The following is a 16,524-nucleotide window of genomic DNA, read 5'->3' as shown; positions in this document are numbered from 1 at the left end:
TCAAAATTCACTGACGTTTATATTCATCTCGTTTAGTAACTGTTCTGCCGATTTTTTGAGAGGTTCAGCCGTCGCCCGGGGGCTATCGCTATTACCATTACCATTCGTCCCGTTTGCTGAATGTACATCGGAAGTTGTCGTAGATTGTGTAACCGTATCGGAGGAGGCTTTCTTTTTTGCTCTCCCTTTCTTAAGAGCGGAGGCGGCTTTTTCTTTCTCAAGTTCCATCTCGGCTAAAATCGGAGCAAACACGCCGGTGATAGAAATAGCATCAAAGCACTTATCTAGGAAAGTTTTAGCCCGTTGTTTAACCAAAACTCTGTCAAGAAGAGGGAACTGAGGATGCCTTTTAGTCCTATCGGCCAGCTCGGATAATTTAAGACGGCTCTCTTTAAACAATTGCATCTCCGGCTTGGAGAAAATCAACTCAGGCAGATCGATGACGGGAATATTCATTTCATTAATGCGTTTTGCCACCCCATGATGGGCTACACTCTCTCTGGCTCGTCTATGCAATCCCAAGTTACAGACGACGATATGGTTTATTTGTTGAGCGAAGATCTTAATTGAGTGCGAGAGCAACTCTAGTGATTCAGGAGAACCGTCAGTCACGAACCAAAAGTACATTTTTGTGGATTCATCGCTCTCAATTGACTCAAGGATACGCTGCTGATCGAACCAGCGATCAAGGATCACTTCAACTTGTGCCGGTAAATTGACGATGACGATATTACCTTCAAGTGCTTGGTCACATAGCCGGTCAGCTTTAAAGATGTCCTCCTCATCCTCACTGAAATATATGTGAGAGTAAGTAAAGGACTCTTCTCCCCCCGGCGGAGGGGCTACCGTAACTATTTGACTGGCAGTCGGATAGTCCTCCTTCACCGTTGCCTCATCGGATGGGGCTGAATAAGTCCCTCTCCCCCCATTGGCAATAATCTTGTCGTACTTGGAGGGTTCATAGACTAACCCGACATCCGGGGAAGTGCGATCAGCATCGTAGAAGATATAGTCGATCGCCTCCTTGCTTAAATATTCAAGTAACGCCCGACAGTACATTGATTTGCCAACGCCGCCCTTCTCGCCAGTTATAAAATGTAATTGACCTATTAATTGACTCATTGTTATCTCCTGTGTTGATTGATTGATTTTTTAATTAATTTAAACAATTGCCTTACCACAATCCCTGCTGTTCATAGACCATTCCGCTATTGGAAAAATTGAGGTTTTCATCGCTGAATGCCTCTTCTTTTTTTTCTGTGTGGCTTCCATCTATTACTGAATTAACAGTCTGTATAGGAAGTTGATAATTGAGAGGAAACCCCACTGTGTCCCCGAGACATTCACTCATCTCCGAAGAAAGAAAATGCAATTGTTTGAGCAAGCTGTAAATTGACGCTAGAAGGATTTCTCGCCGTTGGCTCTCGCTGTAACGATCGCTATCGCGGATGGCAATCGGTAGATAGAAAGCCGTGACGGCTTCCCAAACCTGCTCTTTAGCTGTCCGGTGCGGATGAGTCTTGAGCATTCTAATCAAATCGTAATTCGGCTTGGATTCGACCGAGAAAAACCCCACGTCCAATCTTTCTTTTTGATTGTTTTGTTCATTCATAAAGCCATTCATTTAATGCCTGTATAATTTGAATTACGCCGCGACTTTCGTTTTATTTAAGCTGTTGACCGTTGGCAAGAAATAATCCCAGATGCACCACACATCAGCCCATCGGTTTTCCATATTCAACGATTTAATGTCGTCGGGTAAATTAACGTTGGCATGGAGGTAAACCTTTTGAGCGCCGAAGAATTCAACCATCTCCCTCCTCAGATAATCGGCTGTCCCCCCGCAGAGAACGACCTCATCTAAATTTTTGGGTAACACCTCCGATAACCACTTGAATAGATCGGTGGTATATTTTTGGTGCTGTATGGCGATCGCTTCTTTGAGTGTTTCCAGTTCTTCCTCTTCATCATCGGAGAGTAGTATTTTTTTTAACACCGAGTCGGTTTGTTGGATACGCCATTGGGCGACGGGTTCGCTTAAACGTTCGAGGGTTTGTCCAGACGTACTGCGGATTATGCCCTTAAGCATCGAAGCGAATCCTAGATCGCTAGTGGTGAAATCGGCTATATTACCCCGGTTGAACACTAGGGCACTAGCATTACGATACCCAAGCGGAAGCACTGACATGATTCCCTGATTGATATTAGACGCTCCCCGTTTCCCCTTATGGTGCATGAATATTCCCGCACCCTCCGGTTTGCAGTCGAATAGACTTAATTCGACCTGCATCTCGCCCCCTGGGGTCATGTATGACGATAATGATTCCCTCAACCTCTCCTCTAAAGTTTGCTTGTTTGAGTATTCACCAGGGGGCAACAGGGCAACCAACGCCAATCTAATTTGATTGGGGAGTTTAAACTGTTCCTTCAATACCCATACGGCAGCCGCTACTTTCTCGACGGCGCTCAATAACTTCAACTGTGACAGCATCGGGTTGGCCGTCGTCAACAGTTGGGCCAGATAACCCACCGCCGTGTATCGATCATCTATTGCCACCCACGCCCTATCTTTGGGGAGGGCGCTCGTCAACGAATTATTTTCCCTCAATAACTGTTTGGGTAACTCGCTGACGTAGGGTTCCATCACGAAACATGAACGTTGCTTAAATGAACGACCCCCTATTATCTTCGTACTCGACCCTCCAAAATCGATCGCCATCACCAATAACGGTTTTCTTTTTTCCATTTAAAACCCTCGCTTTTACACATTAATCTTCTCTTAATCTATAGTATTTTTGTACTGTTTGGGGGGTCAACGAGAAAGCGTCATTTGGGGCGAAAACCGGGAGCGGTATCCACCTTTTAAACGTCTAAAATTCGCTTCAAATTCACGGCTTCCCTAAATTTGAGCCACACTGTATACGTATAGCACACGCCTCAAATTCACTCCTGCCCTCGATATCGGGTGATCGATAACTCAACAATAAACGAAATTATTACACGATGTAGCACAACAATAATACACTTAGCGAGCCATGCCTATGTCATGACAAAAACAGTACACGCCTCATCAATAAGCACGGCAGGCTCGGCAGGGGGGAACCCCTGCACCCCCTTGAAAATAAGCATCACGGTTTTAGATTTTCTTAAGGTTTTCAAAAATAGATCACGGACAACAGAAAGCATAAAGAAGCTTACCAGCAGTTTTTCTTATCATTAACCACTGAACTCAAAGCCATCGTACAACTCAGATGTAAAGAGTTAGCGCAGACTGAATCAGAACGCCTACAACTAGAAAAAGAAGTAGGGGATGATGAACTATTGCTGAGTACCCTTAAAAACCAGCAACAGCAGATGATATCCACCCTTACGTCGAAAGAACCCTTGAACGTTGGTTAAGAGTCTCGGACATCAAAAATCTACCCTTTGAGCTATTACAAGAAATAGACAAAATGTGGTCAGACTCGAGCGATGGTCATTTTGGGTTCTCCACTCAAGCTAAAATTTACCAGGAATTAGGGGGAAGCAATGACTTTAATTGGAATACTTGGCTATCCTTCTGTGATCGCGTGGGCTGGAGATTTGATGAAGATTGGCACGATTATGACGAACTTTCCTGCTCATCATTACGAGCAGGAAAGTTACCCTTATTAACGATTGTCGATGGTAAGCCAAGATTTACGGTATTTTGCTGGTCACGCTTAGTAACCTTCGCTCAAAAAATAACTGAAAAATAATTTGTCAAAGGTATTGCCATAGTTAATGTGCTATGGCAAGATAATTAAATCGACACCACCATCCGACAATTTTAAATATCTCTTCTATCAATCCAGAGCGCACCACCCCCGACAATTGATAGGCAGTCAATAGTATTTATTAATAATCCAATAGCCTTCAACTATCTTGTAGCAGCCTTCCTAGCGATGGTACATTTTTCCATTACCTATTTATCAATTTTAAGGATATGAGGGAACTAAAAAAAGCATCAATAATTATTTTCCCCAAAAAGAAATGAAAACATTCTTTTAAAGAGTAGAAAGGACTTATGTTTATGACCTCACAACGACTTTGTAAGTTTCAACTGCGCCTGACCCAACTTGAAAAAGTTAAAGCCGAACAGTTAGCTGACGACTTAGGAATAACTTTAAGCGATGTATTCCGTTCCGTTATCTATAAAAAATTCTTGGTCTTCCATATTCCCGATGTCAATATTAGGACTTATTTAAAACTCGGAAAAATCAGCAATAACATCAACCAAATTACCAAAGTCCTCAATACCCATAACAAATTTAATGCCAATGTTCCCTACGATGTGATCTTTGAACTTAAGGAGCAACTCGCCAACGTATCAACTCAAATAGACCAAATCCGCGAACAGATGGACTATGATTGCCAAGCAGATTAAAGGAACCAATTTCTATGGGTGTCTGGCTTACGTTCTGGGTAGAACCGGTCACGTTGTCATTGACAGCAATGTTAACGTCACATCACCTGCTGAACTAGCGACGCATTTTGAGGTATGTTGCCATCGTAATCCGAGGGTGACGCGGCCAGTCTATCACGCTATGCTCTCCCTGGTCAAAGGTGAGAAACTCGACCCCCTTACCTGGAAGTCCGTAGCATCGGATTTCATGAGACATCAGAAGTTTCATAACGTCCCGTATCTCGTCGTCCAGCACAATGAGAAAGATCATGACCACATCCACATCGTAGCGGCTAGGGTAAGGTCGAATGGCACTTGCGTATCTGACTCCTGGGATTATATTGAGGGGCAAAAAGCTGTAAGACATCTAGAGGAAAAATACGGTCTTCAAACCCCTGTACCTAAAAGATATAAACTTCGGGATACCGAAGGGGTGAAGCTGGACGACTATTCCCCACCGGATAAGGAGAAGGATAAGCAACACGCCTACAATTTACTGAAAACGACCATCGACAGCGTGTATCCCCACTCATCGTCATTGGTAGATCTAGCCACAATGTTAAGACAGCAGGATATTGAATTGGGAATAAGGAAAACCCAACGGACTAATACAGTTCAAGGTGTACGTTACCAAATCGGGAAATTTAATTTTAGCGGCACTCAACTGGGAAAAGACTATACACTACCTGGATTGACCTATAAAAGCCGACGTTCCCATCAATTAACCTTCAATCCCACTACGGATTTAGCGTTAATTGAGTCTCTAAAGAATTTACAGTTTGCTCATCAACTTGAACAAATTCAGATTCAACAAGAGGTACAAATTGAACTTGAAGCCGACGAATTTATTGAAATCCGCTTAAGACCTCGAAGTAGGGGAAGATAGCTTATCTAAGCTACCTTTTCCCTAAAGACTGAAGAATATTTCTAATCATATAAATTCAGCAAATTTTTGGCAAGCTCATCATGGTTAATTTCACTCCAAACACCTCTACTCTGAATATCGGCGATAACCAAACTCTTACCCTTATTAATGAGCAAAACGAAAGATATATAGATTTAGGGGAAACTTTATCGAGTTATGGCAAAAACTTGGAATGGTGGCAAACCCTAACCCCTGAAAAAGTTAAACGCCTTAAGAGTCATGGTTTCTCGGGGAAAACTCAGCCAATCTCGATTATTTTACCGAATACAAAGGTAGAAACGTTGCCATTGATCACCTATTCAGATTGGGTAGCTATAAATTCCTATTTTGCCTATCTGCGAAATGTTCAAGCTCTTAATTCATTCTCTTATATAACAAAAGATTGGATGAAACTTAAACTTAGCAAATCCTCCTAAGATCGGGAAATTATTATCTATCAATTGTAATTGACAGGATTTACTAATCACTTTCGCTCTTCTTTTAGTTTGTTTATCGGTTTCGCTAACCCCACCTAAATCAAAGATTTTAGGTGGGGACTGCGCGAAACAATTTTGTTCAATAATTAACTTGATTGGCTCTAAGCTAGCATTCTCCTCCTGAATTGAGACTAAGGAAAAGAAAAATGGTATAAACTAAATCATAACTCTTGCATTCTGCCTATTTTTCTATTACTATTGAGTTAATTGCGCGAGTCTGCGATTTAGCTCACGGTGACAGAAAAGAAAATAGGACAATCTAGAAAAAAAACGAGTTGGTTACTCTTGTCTAAGCATATTAGGGCACTTTTCAAGCACAAAATCGCTCTTCACACTACCGAGCAAGGGTTTGCTATGGTTATCGCCCTCGGTTTGGGAGTGGCCATTCTGTTCATTGCTTTAGCCGCTTTAATCGCTTCAGAGACTCATCAAAAAATCGTAAACTCGGAAATTCAAACAAAAAAAATAGAAGATGCTTTAGATTCTGGCTTAGCACATTTTGGCAGTTTTATGGCTAAAAATGGCCCTTTACTCGACATCAATCGTGAAAGTTGGACATCTCATATTAACAGCGATACCCCATCAGACTTGAAGCTGCAAAAATTGCTGAGAATTTGTAAAACGGATCAAGAATGGAATCATCAAAAAGAATTGATTGATTTATTTGCATCGGGTGGATTCCAAATGTTAGAGTCTTCCAATAAGGAGCCATACAGTTTTGCTGTTCCTGAGTTTGATTTCAATGCCGACAAAAATATCTTAAAGGTAGTATTACTGGCTCAAAATTCTGATGGTTCGGCTGTATCTCAATTAAATCTCCAGTTTCAGGTAAATACGCTGCCGCTTAAAATACCTGTGCTATGGGTACAGAAAGGATGGGAGGGAACAGGATATTTAACTTTTGAGGGCAATGTATGGGCAAGTAATTGTTCTTTTCCTATTGATAAAGTTCGACTGAAAGAAGATACTTATCAAGCTAAGTATGTCGCCCTAGAACCTCCTCCTTTACCTAACCTTGAGGAGATCTCTAGCCGCATTCCCACTTCTCAGCAAAAATTGATTCTAAAAGATAGCAGTGTTAATAGTCTGTTAAGTTTGCCAAGAGTTAAAGATAAGCCAAGTTGAGAGGCTTCTAATGCTATAGAAACTCTTCCTGTCTATGAATATGTTGTTAGTTCTATGGCCCTGAAAAATAAATCTTTAAAGATTAATACTATGTACAATGGAAAACACGTTAAAGTTGTGCTTTATTTACTCGGTTCCATAGAATCCGGTACGGAAATTCAACATCTTTGCGGCACTAATCCTGAGTGTAATCCTGAAGACTTGGTAATTGTTGGCTACGGGGGAGATGGGAAGGATACATTAGGAGAATGGGACCTCATTAATCCTCAAATTTGTCTTACTGGGAGTGATAATATCGAAGCCTTAATTGTAGCGCCTGGTTATCAATTGGGACTTAGGAAAAAAAGTGCTGCGGTTGATGCGTTTTATTTTATCGGTTCAGCGTTTGTAGGTAATTTAGCCACAAGCGGCTTTTGTGGAGAGAATAATGCAAATGTTTTATTTACAAAACCGGTTGAGAGCAACAAATTACCTGAAGATTTTCAATTACAAAATTTCTATCCTCAAATCACTAAAGTTTTATCTTATTCCTCTACTTCCTCGGACTTTTCTTTGAAAAAATCTGAAATTGAATCAGGCCAGATGGGTCTGGAATCTAAACCTGCACCACCTGATTCTGAAGAAAATTTTGATTTATCACCTTAAATGTTTTCTTGACTAATTTCTTAAAGTTTTATCAATATTTAGATTTTCAATTAAACCGTTTAATGAGTTTTTTTGCGGGTTACTCCTCCTAAAATAAAAGCGGTTAACCCTATTAATAAAGAAGGTTCAGGAATCGGAGTCGGAGTAGATTGACTGGCTACATATTTTACGCTTATATCTGTTATTTTTCCCCATCCAGGTTCTGGAGTAACCTCTCCATAGCCATAAGTAAGGCCTGCTATGTTTCCTTCTCCAAAAGAGGCAACGAACAAAGCCGTTGAATTTCCCCCATTGTCATAAATACTTTTTGCCCCAGAAGGAAGAGAAGCAATAGAGGCTGGAGTAGTGGGAAAAGCAGGCTTAACAAAAAACGGTGCTTCGGTTTCAAATATCGTTCCAGCCGCATTATTTGTATTTAAATAAAAAGTTTTATTGGTAAAATTTTCGGTTCTACCGACTGAAGTATGCTAACTAACACAACCTAATCAATATAGAATAAAGATTTCGGCTAGTTACTAATAGTTTCTAACTAAAATCATTCGTTTACATGGCTTACAGAGATGAATTAGCATACTTGAGTCTGAAGAACCAAATTTTCTTCTAGGTTCCAGCCAAAAAGCGCATTAAAAACAGGAAAAGCTGTGTCTCCCGTAGCACCACCTATCAACCCACCTCCAGTGGCGACATAATTTTTGATGATATTTTGAGTTTCTAAAGATAAAGCGGGTAAAATAGAATATACTTGATCAGGAATAAAAATTAACTGATTTTTGGTGGCATTCTGCCATGCACTCGGCTCAAAACTTGTAAATATATTCACTTGATGCCCAAAAGATTTAAGAATATTTATCAAATTTTTAGTGGTATTTTGAGCGATGTAATAAGGATTATTAAATAGGGCAATGGTTGCGGCTTGAACCGGACTATTACTCCCTAATCCTATCCCTAGGGAAATTACGGACAACAATAATAATTTTTTCATCGGAATTTTTCTAATTTTCTTGAGTTTTATTTAAAATTCTATCTTCTGCGGCTCGTTTAGTCAACCTTGGCTAGTGAGTAATACCCAATCTGGTTCACATACCGCCGTGAGTGTAGAAACGTTGTATGCAAAATCTTTACAGAGGTTAATGAAAACAATAAGTAAGTTTTAACAATCGGATGAATCCCGGATTAAGCGATTCATCCCTTCCCCCTCGTTTATGCGAGGGGTCAGGACAAGCCGACGGTGAAGAGGGGGTATTATTGTCGAAAATTCACTCCTTGGGCTTTTCGCGGATTAAGCTAACCAGTTAGAACAACGTGTTCAGGAAATTCAAGAGCGAATGCTCTCTCAAGAACGATTAGCTTTTTTAGGAAAATTAAGTCCGGCTATGAGCCATGAAATTTTAAATAATTTTGAAATCATTTTACAAGAAATTACCATTACCCTAGAGATGGTGGAATCAAAAATCTATCAGAGATTCCCGCCAATACATTAACTCTTAAAAATCCTTTAAACTCTTATCTGTTGCCCTCTTCTTCTGTTGCCTCTTTTGGGGGGCTATTTTACACTTAATATAGAAAATAGCAAAGGAGAAAATCATGAGAAAAATTTTAGTGATAGAAGATGACTTACGATTCCAACGAATTTGCCGACGTGGATGCCATCTTGAACTGGAACAAGGATTATTCTCTTTCGAGTTTACACCATCGACTGAACAAGGTCTTGAAGCCATTAAAAACGATACAGAAAAAGAAATAGTATTAATTCTTCTTGATTTAAAAATGGAGCCGGCTCAAATTAATGGGCTACAATTTTTAACTGAGGTTTCCAACCACAACATCAATTGCCCCATTATCTGCTACACGGCCTATCCGGAAAAAATAGTGAATCTTAGTTCACAAAATTTAAATCGAGTTGTTTGTGTGTTACCGAAAGGTCAGAATCAATATCAGTTTAAAGTGTTAAGAGATTTAATGGTCTTTTTACTTTCTGAAACGGTTTCCCAATCAGCTATCACTGAGGCAGATAAAGAGTTACTAGATTACCCTCAAGTAAGAGAAGCCATTAAGCGTTTTTCTGAGCGCAAAAAATTAAAATTAATTAAAGAATTAGTGGCCGACTTGAGTTATCCTTATATGAAGGAGTTTTATCGAGAAGTTCCCTCTAGGGCTAAAGCTTTAATCGATTCTGTACAACAACAACGTCAAAAAATTTTACGAAAATGGGTACTTGAAAAACTTGAAGAAAAACTTCTGCCTTCAGAAATTCCCACTGATGAGTTGGTGATTTATCGGATTGAAGAAAGTATTCGACGTTCTACTGAAAAAGGAAAGTATTATTATCTCAAATGGTTTGATAAAAATACTAAAAAAGATCAGAGTAAATATATTCCACGAAGTATTGCTGATACTCTTCCTCCCGAATTTCGTTCCCCTTAATTGTTTCTTTTCACTGGCAAGGAGAATGAGATATATTTTTTTCTATCGCAATTTTTTTAGAGATTGAGGTATAATATACCTCAAATAACACTTGATAATATTTATTATGATAGCACAATACCAACAAGACTCAACCCACGTTTCCGATTGTAAAGCGACCTCTAGAGATGAATTTTCCCAACAAACCGTAAGAGCAATAGTAGAAGAACTCATTTTTAACCGAGAGAGCCAAAAAATCTTTAAACTAATTACCGAATCAACTCAATATTTAGCCAAAATATTGCCGAATTTTGCCGAATTAGGTCAAGCTAAAGCCGAATTATTGCAGAAATGTGACGAGATAGCCGCTAATAATTTTAAAGACGAATATAAAGAAGGAATGAAGTTGGAGGAATTCTCCAACGCTCTATATAAAGCTCTGCTCCAATCCCAATTCCCTGGCTCAAACGTAGAAGAGTTACTCAATATCGGATTCGTTGTACTAGCATGGTGGCAAGCCTCGTCCTCTTATGCTGCCGCCGTTGCACTGCAAGCTAAGTTAGAGTTATTGGAAGTGGGGCAGCAACTTGGGCATTATAGGGTTGGCCAACGTCGGGTTAGTGCTGGCAAGAAAGATGATGTTTTTATCTTGACGTTGGAGTTGACCGATAAGCCACTATTTCACACAGACTGGCGACTAATCGAGCATCGATTTAAAAGTCTGTTAGAAAAAGGGATAATTGATGCAACCCCCGACTTGCTTGAACTTCAACTAGAATGTCAACAACTGGCAGCATCTAGAGGACGGCCAATTGTTGACACCGGTGGTGTTGAAGTTCTCCTGAGCGATTTCGAGGAGGTTGTCAGTGGTTGGTATTCACCTGAAATCGCCTTTTATTTCTCCATAGATTTCACATCGAATTTGATCGAATTAAACAGCCTATCTCTTGAGAAGTTGGTTGAACTCGAAAAAGTTGTTGACGCTGCCCTGCCCAATTGTAATCTTCCCTCGGTAGGAGGAGCAACCGAAGAATTGGAGACTAAACTGAGATCGCCGTTTGACTGGCCAAAATCTTTGATCAATACCTTCAAGAAGCCCTTTGAAAACTTGGTTAAAAAACAACCTGTTATCAATAATTTGGGTGCTTTAACACTCATCAAATGGAAATCGCACCTATTAAAAGTCATCCCTGACAAGCCAAAGGGGGAATATTTACCCATTCGACTCAATGATATTAAGCAGTGGAATAAAGTACAGAAGATTTTGAACCTTGATGATGGGCAAAAGGAAGAGTTACGGACAAAAGTGTTGAGATTAGCCGCACACAAGCAAGAACAGTTTAATAAATTTGGAGAAGGATTGGGTCGTCCTTTAGGTAAAATCGACGGCAAGTTCGTACCCGCCCCCTGGATTAGCGATTTAATTGAGGTATTGGGAGAAGATGGCTACGCAACAGATGTTTTAAGCCTAATCCGCTCTGAATTGAATATTTACGTCGAAGAATACGATTTTCAGCTAGTAGAAAGCCTATATAAACTTCCTTGGGATGCGATCGCTGTCTTAAAATCGGCTGTAGATGAGCTTGCCATTTTAAATGAGCGTCCCCTAGACCCCATTACCAATAAAAATCGTCCTTGGAAGGATGATTTGTACCAAGCGATCACGGACTTCGGTAAAGATCCTACTAAACTCTTGAAGAAGGAGGTTATGAAATACTCGGCTTTTGAAGTAGAGAATCTGGTGAGGGATAAGACAGCACCAATACAAGAAAAACTTATGGAAACTCAACAACGTTTGGATGAAGAAATACAATATAAAGGAACATTGCAAGATCGGGTGTCTTCCTTAGAGGAACAGTTAACGGTAGAGCGACAATCACGTCAAGCCGATCTACAAACAATGCGTCAAGAGTTTGAAACCCAAATCGCACATTTGATGCAGCAATTTCTGATGCAGCCGCCAATTAACACTAACAGTCTCATCAAAAAATAATTTTCCTGTGGGTAATGGTTAATCTACAATGGTTACGGAAACCCGCGTTATCGTAACCTAACCCAGTGAAACCCTCAGTCCTCGTCCATCAAAATGAATTTGCCCTAATTCCCACCGAGCCGGATGTCCTGGCCCAACTGCTGGCCGGCAAGCGATCACGTAATACCCAAAACGCTTACGCTCTTGATTTACGGGATTTTTTCTATTACGTGGCCGGGGTGGACTCTCCGACACCGGTGATAGTTAAGGAGTTTTTGGAGTTAGATCAATTTGCTGCCCTGTCCTTGGTGTTGAAATACAAAGCGCACTTGAGCAATGAAAGGAAGTTAAAGGAAGCAACCGTCAATCGCCGGTTAGCGGCTATAAAATCTTTGGTAAGATTGGGCAATCAGTTGGGGCAGTGTCGTTTTACTTTAGCCGAGGTAAAAGGGGATAAAATTGTAAGATATAGAGACACCACCGGTATCAGCAAGGAAGCTTACCGTAAAATGTTGGCCATTCCCGCTCTCGATACCTTAAAAGGGAAACGGGACTATGCGATTCTCAGACTGTTGTGGGACAATGCCCTCAGACGGGGGGAAATTGAGCAGGCTGATATTAAAGATTTAGACTTAGATGGACGTTCTCTCCTAATTTTAGGAAAAGGTAAGGGACAGCAGAAGCAGTCGATAACCCTATCGCGCCCGACGGTTGAAGCAATAACACAGTGGTTACACGCCAGGAGGGAACTCGACATCAATCAACCCCTATTCATTGCCCTGGACAGGTCAAGTTACGGGCACCGGTTGACGGGGACGGCCATCTATAAAATAGTAGAATCAATTGCTACAGGGGCCGGCATTACCAAGAAGCTGTCACCCCATCGCATTCGTCACAGTAGTGTTACAGCAGCCCTCGATGCAACTGGGGGAGATGTGAGAAAAGTGCAAAAACTTAGCCGCCATGCCGACCTTAACACTCTTATGATCTATGACGATAATCGACTAGACGTGCAGGGCGAGATTTCCGATTTATTATCTGGGTTGGTTTGATGCGGCTGGCTTTAACTCAAATCCGTACTGATGGCGGCACTTTCGCCAGGGCTTCTCTATCTGAGGCGACAATTATAGAGTATGCAGAAGCCTTACAGAATGGTTGCATCTTCCCACCCCTTACCGTCTTTCTAGAACCTGCAACAGGAAACTATTGGTTAGCCGATGGTCATCACCGCTATCATGCTTTCTCCCGTATTGGATTTAAAGAAATAGAAGTTGACCTTAAAGTAGGAACACTCAGAGAAGCTATTTTGTACGCCGTTGGTGCAAACGCCTCTCATGGATTGAGGAGATCTCCGGCGGATAAACGTCACGCTGTAATGATGTTATTACAAGATGCAGAGTGGAATAAATACAGCGATCGCTCGATAGCAATTTTAACGAGAACGAGTCATCCTTTCGTCGCCAAAATTCGTAACAATTTGACTGGTAACGTTTCAAGTAAGCGTCTGTATCATAATAGATACGGGGATTTGGGCTACATGGAAACGGAGAAGATAGGCAAATCTCACAACTTTTCGGACAAACCCAAAACCTTAAAAATTCAACCGGCCATTTTTCAATATTTAGAGCAACTTCAACAACAATGGGGTGAGACTTCTTTGGAAGATGTTTTAATTAAAGTATTAAATATCCCTTCATCCCCTAGTGTCAATAAGAGTCCCATTGTTCCTACAACTAATAAACGCACATTGGGAATAGACCCGGCCCTGGGGACATTAAGATGGGCAGTATTAGAACCCGACGATGATTATGACCTACCCCGCCTCCTTGATTACGGTACAATCACAACAACCCCAAAACGTCCCACATCTCAACGATTGTCAGAATTGGAACAAGACTTGGTGGAAATTTTAAAGGAGTTCGCACCAAGCGATGTAGCCATAGAAATTCCTTACCTTAATACTGAGTCCGAACAGAACCCTAAAAATATTCAAAATGCTTTAGAAGCGATCGGGGTAGTAGATTTAGTTTGTTTCCGAGAAAGACAGATCTCACCGGTGCGTCTCTATGCCGGACAATGGAAATCCCATATCTGTGATTACCGGGCTGATACAGAAGAAATTACCGATACCATTGCAGGACTTTTCAATCTGCAAGTTAGACCAACTGAGCGGCTAGATGCTATCGCTATTGCTTATGCGGCTATTTGTGGTGTGGGAAAAGAGTAAAAAATATTTATTAATTTTGCTGCTGTTGACGACAAGAAATGTAGGAAGATAATAAAGTTGTATAATACATAATAAAATCATACAATTTATAATAAAGTTGTATAATTATGGTTGGTCTAGAAGTTTAACCATAATAGGGACTCATGGCTAGAAGTAAGCGAGAGTGGACACCAGCAATCAAGCTTTGAAGACGATGATATAATCCCTCAGCTAAATTATACAACTTTATTATTTGAAAAAAGTAGGAATCTGAATTAGCCTGTTTGTCCAACCTCCGAAATTATACAACTTTATTTTTTTGAGAGTCTACTTGACACAACGAGAAATTAGGATATTTTTAAGACAAAATTATACGACTTTATTATGAGTCTACAAGAAAAATATTTTTATTTATATTCTCGTTTTTTTGATAAACCTGAAAACTTCGCCTTGGAAAATAAGTATAATATAAATTTAATCCCCGGGGTTTTTCCGGGGAAAACTAAAAATAAGAGTGATAAATATTTTTGTAAATTTGGCTAAAAAGTTTTTCGATTGAGTAACCCTGATGGCATTACATGGGAGAATAATCAAGAATGCTGATTGGAATATCATTGTCTTCTTGCATCAACGACATTGTTTTTGGAGAAGTTTTAGAAGAAGATGTAAATTACATCATCACTTCCTCGGTTTTTAAGAATGAACAGGAATTAGAAGACTTAATTACCAAAAATATTAATGACGGAATCTGGAAAAAGGAATTTCGTGAACCTATTCGAGCTTTGCTATCCCGATTAGAAATTCGGCAGCCCCGTCGAGACAAAGGAAATTCTTATTTTCCCTTGTTGATTAGAAGTTGTTGGGTTTCGTCAGAAGACGACATTATCTGGAATGAAGAATGTCCTCCTACAAAAAAAACTTAATCTCTAATACGGGAAAAAAAGCTAATAGCTTTTTAGCTATATGTATGGGTTTGTAATAAAACTTAATAATTCCGTACAGTGAGATTTTGTCGCTCTTAAAAAATATCTACCAAAGGGTTAATTTATTTTCTTTATATAGCGTTAATCTAATATTAATAATAGTCGCTTCCCCCAGACTTAAATCGACGCAAAAAATCAGAAGCCTCGACAAACTCGACAAATAATTGGGACTTAAAAGTTAAATGGGCATTTAAAAAAAATCTTGAGAATAGGAGAAGACGAATTTTGAAATTATTTATGGGACAGGCAGCTTTCTGGAGCGATTCTTAAACAACAAAAGCCGGACTATGTGCCGCTTTTATTACCCATAAATAACTATGCGGTTTACTTTACCGTACTCATCTTTTACTAATAAGGATTGCTGGTTTTATGATTTTAAAAATTTTTGTTCGACAAATTAACGACATTGGACAGTGGCTTTTTTTACTTTCTCTGTGGTACGATAGTTCTAAAAATCTCAACGCGCCCCACCACTGGTTCGCACACCGGTGGCAGGACGACTACCACTTACTGTAACTAGCAGCAAGGAGGCAATCATTCATTATGACAGTGTTCTTTCTATTAATTACATATAAAATAGAGAAACCCCCGCCCGATGGGTGATCGCGCAGCACCGCGAAGCGGTCGCCGGATTCGTCGAAACATTTTAGGCAAGATTTTAAAACTTTTCAAATTAACAGAGTCAACTTATTCCTTGCCAGCCAACCCGAAAGAATAACGATTTGACATGACTGTATGCAACAATTCTTAATCCCTATTCCCCTCTGCGGAAATAAGGAGTAAGATAGATACAAAACGTGCATAATTCAAGGTCGTACTTTATGCCAATACTGAGAATCTCTGAACTGAACCCCCAAACGCTAAAAAACCGTCCCTCTGGTTGGCTGCCGGACTTGGACGGAGTTCTAGCTTTATTTTTCCTGGGGCTTCTACCTCAAGTTCTTTTCCTCAAAACCCTTATCAATGGAGGCAGGACACTGAAAGAGTAATTTTTAAAATTTTCATATAACGATATTCTAACAGCTATCCCGTGACTTGTACAGATAGTTGGCACGGAATCTTTTTTGAAAATTTTGGAAAATACTTTTTTGAACTCCTATAAATCTCCCTTCAGGGGTATAACCAACAAATAACTAGGAGAAATAAGCAAACTCTAACGTTTACCACTTATAGCTCCATTTATCTCCCTTAATGGTTGTTCTTTTTAATAAAGAGCGATCTCAGGGGGGGGAAATACAAGACTCATCAAAAAACTGATGTGAGGTCAACGGTTACTCATTGATGAGTGCAGTTGACGAGCAGTCAATTTACGGTTATCAATCAAAGCATTGTTAACCGACAGAGTAACACTGGTCAAATCTCGGAT

The 16,524-nt window shown here is 40.1% G+C and carries 17 protein-coding genes; 12 read left to right on the top strand and 5 right to left on the bottom strand.

The genetic code is table 11. The annotated features are described in order from the left end of the window. The 3 genes from CYAN7822_RS33205 to CYAN7822_RS33195 are packed head-to-tail and all read right to left on the bottom strand — an operon-like array spanning position 1 to position 2,644. Positions 1-1,122 (bottom strand): P-loop NTPase family protein, encoded by a 1,122-nt coding sequence (locus CYAN7822_RS33205; protein WP_013325629.1) that lies wholly within the window; start codon positions 1,120-1,122, stop codon positions 1-3. Between the two features lie 52 nt (positions 1,123-1,174). Beyond that, positions 1,175-1,612, bottom strand: a complete 438-nt coding sequence (locus CYAN7822_RS33200) for a hypothetical protein (protein ID WP_157872060.1) — start codon at positions 1,610-1,612, stop codon at positions 1,175-1,177. Between the two features lie 33 nt (positions 1,613-1,645). Continuing rightward, entirely contained in the window at positions 1,646-2,644 is a 999-nt protein-coding gene (locus CYAN7822_RS33195) for a ParM/StbA family protein (protein WP_245602855.1), read from the bottom strand. 715 nt (positions 2,645-3,359) lie between these two features. Between CYAN7822_RS33195 and CYAN7822_RS33190 the strand changes: the two genes are divergently transcribed. The 6 genes from CYAN7822_RS33190 to CYAN7822_RS33165 all read left to right on the top strand — a co-directional run bounded on the left by CYAN7822_RS33190 (position 3,360) and on the right by CYAN7822_RS33165 (position 7,594). Beyond that, entirely contained in the window at positions 3,360-3,737 is a 378-nt protein-coding gene (locus tag CYAN7822_RS33190) for a GUN4 domain-containing protein (protein WP_083786964.1), read from the top strand. Between the two features lie 314 nt (positions 3,738-4,051). Beyond that, positions 4,052-4,405: a MobC family plasmid mobilization relaxosome protein gene (locus CYAN7822_RS33185; RefSeq protein WP_013325626.1), complete on the top strand. Its 354-nt coding sequence runs from the start codon at positions 4,052-4,054 to the stop codon at positions 4,403-4,405. Beyond that, entirely contained in the window at positions 4,386-5,309 is a 924-nt protein-coding gene (locus CYAN7822_RS33180) for a relaxase/mobilization nuclease domain-containing protein (protein WP_013325625.1), read from the top strand. The genes CYAN7822_RS33185 and CYAN7822_RS33180 overlap by 20 nt, the downstream gene beginning before the upstream one ends. Positions 5,310-5,389: 80 nt before the next feature. Further along, positions 5,390-5,764 carry a hypothetical protein gene (locus CYAN7822_RS33175; protein WP_013325624.1) on the top strand — a complete coding sequence of 125 codons (375 nt, stop codon included), beginning with the start codon at positions 5,390-5,392 and terminating at the stop codon, positions 5,762-5,764. Between the two features lie 345 nt (positions 5,765-6,109). Further along, a complete protein-coding gene (locus tag CYAN7822_RS33170; RefSeq protein ID WP_157872059.1) occupies positions 6,110-6,949 on the top strand; it encodes a hypothetical protein in 840 nt (279 codons plus the stop codon). 90 nt (positions 6,950-7,039) lie between these two features. Next, positions 7,040-7,594 (top strand): hypothetical protein, encoded by a 555-nt coding sequence (locus CYAN7822_RS33165; RefSeq protein ID WP_157872058.1) that lies wholly within the window; start codon positions 7,040-7,042, stop codon positions 7,592-7,594. A gap of 59 nt (positions 7,595-7,653) precedes the next feature. Here the strand turns inward: CYAN7822_RS33165 and CYAN7822_RS39270 are convergent, their stop codons facing one another. After that, the gene (locus tag CYAN7822_RS39270) at positions 7,654-7,866 is read right to left on the bottom strand and encodes a hypothetical protein (protein ID WP_041934390.1); all 213 of its coding nucleotides are present in this window, start codon (positions 7,864-7,866) and stop codon (positions 7,654-7,656) included. Between the two features lie 293 nt (positions 7,867-8,159). Beyond that, positions 8,160-8,576, bottom strand: coding sequence for a hypothetical protein (locus CYAN7822_RS33155; protein WP_041934389.1), 417 nt, complete (start codon positions 8,574-8,576; stop codon positions 8,160-8,162). Between the two features lie 343 nt (positions 8,577-8,919). Here CYAN7822_RS33155 and CYAN7822_RS38330 point away from each other — a divergent pair, with 343 nt between their 5' ends. The 6 genes from CYAN7822_RS38330 to CYAN7822_RS33125 all read left to right on the top strand — a co-directional run bounded on the left by CYAN7822_RS38330 (position 8,920) and on the right by CYAN7822_RS33125 (position 15,098). Beyond that, positions 8,920-9,075: a hypothetical protein gene (locus CYAN7822_RS38330; protein WP_013325623.1), complete on the top strand. Its 156-nt coding sequence runs from the start codon at positions 8,920-8,922 to the stop codon at positions 9,073-9,075. Positions 9,076-9,178: 103 nt separating this feature from the next. Next, positions 9,179-10,018: a response regulator gene (locus CYAN7822_RS33150; RefSeq protein ID WP_013325622.1), complete on the top strand. Its 840-nt coding sequence runs from the start codon at positions 9,179-9,181 to the stop codon at positions 10,016-10,018. A 106-nt stretch (positions 10,019-10,124) separates the two neighbouring features. Continuing rightward, the gene (locus CYAN7822_RS33145; protein ID WP_013325621.1) at positions 10,125-11,990 is read left to right on the top strand and encodes an OmpH family outer membrane protein; all 1,866 of its coding nucleotides are present in this window, start codon (positions 10,125-10,127) and stop codon (positions 11,988-11,990) included. Positions 11,991-12,055: 65 nt separating this feature from the next. Further along, positions 12,056-13,021, top strand: coding sequence for a tyrosine-type recombinase/integrase (locus tag CYAN7822_RS33140; RefSeq protein WP_013325620.1), 966 nt, complete (start codon positions 12,056-12,058; stop codon positions 13,019-13,021). After that, the gene (locus CYAN7822_RS37245) at positions 13,021-14,196 is read left to right on the top strand and encodes a crossover junction endodeoxyribonuclease RuvC (protein ID WP_013325619.1); all 1,176 of its coding nucleotides are present in this window, start codon (positions 13,021-13,023) and stop codon (positions 14,194-14,196) included. Before CYAN7822_RS33140 ends, CYAN7822_RS37245 begins: the two co-directional genes overlap by 1 nt. 575 nt (positions 14,197-14,771) lie before the next feature. Beyond that, the gene (locus CYAN7822_RS33125; RefSeq protein ID WP_013325617.1) at positions 14,772-15,098 is read left to right on the top strand and encodes a hypothetical protein; all 327 of its coding nucleotides are present in this window, start codon (positions 14,772-14,774) and stop codon (positions 15,096-15,098) included. Positions 15,099-16,524 lie beyond the last annotated feature (1,426 nt).

This window comes from Gloeothece verrucosa PCC 7822 (assembly GCF_000147335.1).
GTDB classification, from domain to species: Bacteria; Cyanobacteriota; Cyanobacteriia; order Cyanobacteriales; family Microcystaceae; genus Gloeothece; species Gloeothece verrucosa.
Note: the sequence above shows the minus strand (reverse complement) of the source record. Positions and strands in the feature narration are given on the sequence as shown.

Coding starts and splice junctions, on each gene's coding strand:
- CYAN7822_RS33195 (WP_245602855.1), bottom strand. CDS start 2,644: ATGGAACCCTACGTCAGCGAGTTACCCAAACAGTTATTGAGGGAAAAT.
- CYAN7822_RS33180 (WP_013325625.1), top strand. CDS start 4,386: ATGATTGCCAAGCAGATTAAAGGAACCAATTTCTATGGGTGTCTGGCT.
- CYAN7822_RS33145 (WP_013325621.1), top strand. CDS start 10,125: ATGATAGCACAATACCAACAAGACTCAACCCACGTTTCCGATTGTAAA.
- CYAN7822_RS33165 (WP_157872058.1), top strand. CDS start 7,040: ATGTACAATGGAAAACACGTTAAAGTTGTGCTTTATTTACTCGGTTCC.
- CYAN7822_RS33155 (WP_041934389.1), bottom strand. CDS start 8,576: ATGAAAAAATTATTATTGTTGTCCGTAATTTCCCTAGGGATAGGATTA.
- CYAN7822_RS33200 (WP_157872060.1), bottom strand. CDS start 1,612: ATGAATGAACAAAACAATCAAAAAGAAAGATTGGACGTGGGGTTTTTC.
- CYAN7822_RS33205 (WP_013325629.1), bottom strand. CDS start 1,122: ATGAGTCAATTAATAGGTCAATTACATTTTATAACTGGCGAGAAGGGC.
- CYAN7822_RS38330 (WP_013325623.1), top strand. CDS start 8,920: ATGCTCTCTCAAGAACGATTAGCTTTTTTAGGAAAATTAAGTCCGGCT.
- CYAN7822_RS33150 (WP_013325622.1), top strand. CDS start 9,179: ATGAGAAAAATTTTAGTGATAGAAGATGACTTACGATTCCAACGAATT.
- CYAN7822_RS33175 (WP_013325624.1), top strand. CDS start 5,390: ATGGTTAATTTCACTCCAAACACCTCTACTCTGAATATCGGCGATAAC.
- CYAN7822_RS33185 (WP_013325626.1), top strand. CDS start 4,052: ATGACCTCACAACGACTTTGTAAGTTTCAACTGCGCCTGACCCAACTT.
- CYAN7822_RS33125 (WP_013325617.1), top strand. CDS start 14,772: ATGCTGATTGGAATATCATTGTCTTCTTGCATCAACGACATTGTTTTT.
- CYAN7822_RS37245 (WP_013325619.1), top strand. CDS start 13,021: ATGCGGCTGGCTTTAACTCAAATCCGTACTGATGGCGGCACTTTCGCC.